Source organism: Cellulomonas biazotea, assembly GCF_004306155.1.
Lineage (GTDB): Bacteria > Actinomycetota > Actinomycetes > Actinomycetales > Cellulomonadaceae > Cellulomonas > Cellulomonas biazotea.
Map to the genome: position 1 here is coordinate 1 of NZ_BIMR01000058.1, position 1,543 is coordinate 1,543.

A 1,543-nucleotide genomic window follows, 5' to 3' on the forward strand; every position below is an offset into this window, starting at 1 on the left:
ACTTTCGTGACTTGACGGGCGGTGTGTACAAGGCCCGGGAACGTATTCACCGCAGCGTTGCTGATCTGCGATTACTAGCGACTCCGACTTCATGGGGTCGAGTTGCAGACCCCAATCCGAACTGAGACCGGCTTTTTGGGATTCGCTCCACCTCGCGGTATCGCAGCCCTTTGTACCGGCCATTGTAGCATGCGTGAAGCCCAAGACATAAGGGGCATGATGATTTGACGTCATCCCCACCTTCCTCCGAGTTGACCCCGGCAGTCTCCCATGAGTCCCCGGCATAACCCGCTGGCAACATGGGACGAGGGTTGCGCTCGTTGCGGGACTTAACCCAACATCTCACGACACGAGCTGACGACAACCATGCACCACCTGTACACCGACCTTACGGGGAGCACATCTCTGCACTTTTCCGGTGTATGTCAAGCCTTGGTAAGGTTCTTCGCGTTGCATCGAATTAATCCGCATGCTCCGCCGCTTGTGCGGGCCCCCGTCAATTTCTTTGAGTTTTAGCCTTGCGGCCGTACTCCCCAGGCGGGGCACTTAATGCGTTTGCTGCGGCACAGAACTCGTGGAATGAGCCCCACACCTAGTGCCCAACGTTTACGGCATGGACTACCAGGGTATCTAATCCTGTTCGCTCCCCATGCTTTCGCTCCTCAGCGTCAGTTGCGGCCCAGTGACCTGCCTTCGCCATCGGTGTTCCTCCTGATATCTGCGCATTCCACCGCTACACCAGGAATTCCAGTCACCCCTACCGCACTCTAGTCTGCCCGTACCCACTGCAAGCCCCAGGTTGAGCCTGAGGTTTTCACAGCAGACGCGACAAACCGCCTACGAGCTCTTTACGCCCAATAATTCCGGACAACGCTTGCGCCCTACGTATTACCGCGGCTGCTGGCACGTAGTTAGCCGGCGCTTCTTCTGCAGGTACCGTCACTTGCGCTTCTTCCCTGCTGAAAGAGGTTTACAACCCGAAGGCCGTCATCCCTCACGCGGCGTCGCTGCATCAGGCTTTCGCCCATTGTGCAATATTCCCCACTGCTGCCTCCCGTAGGAGTCTGGGCCGTGTCTCAGTCCCAGTGTGGCCGGTCGCCCTCTCAGGCCGGCTACCCGTCGTCGCCTTGGTAGGCCTTTACCCCACCAACAAGCTGATAGGCCGCGAGCCCATCCCTGACCGAAAAACTTTCCAGACGTTACAGATGCCTGTACGTCTCGTATCCGGTATTAGCGACCGTTTCCGGTCGTTATCCCAGAGTCAGGGGCAGGTTGCTCACGTGTTACTCACCCGTTCGCCACTGATCAGACAGAGCAAGCCCTGTCATCACCGTTCGACTTGCATGTGTTAAGCACGCCGCCAGCGTTCGTCCTGAGCCAGAATCAAACTCTCCGTAAATGTCTACATGGCACCCACCCACCGAAGCAGATGAGCAACCGACACACGAAACAGCCCCCGAAAGGGCCAATCAGATTCGGCTGTCAAGAGGACACGCATCCCACGGGGTGGAACACGCCTCCTCGATCTCAACCAAGACCCACC

Annotated in this window: 1 rRNA gene; it reads right to left on the reverse strand. The window is 57.7% G+C overall.

The features are described 5' to 3' along the window. Nucleotides 1–1,399, reverse strand: a 16S ribosomal RNA gene (locus CBZ_RS05125); the annotation flags it as partial. Between the last annotated feature and the right edge of the window lie 144 nt (nt 1,400–1,543).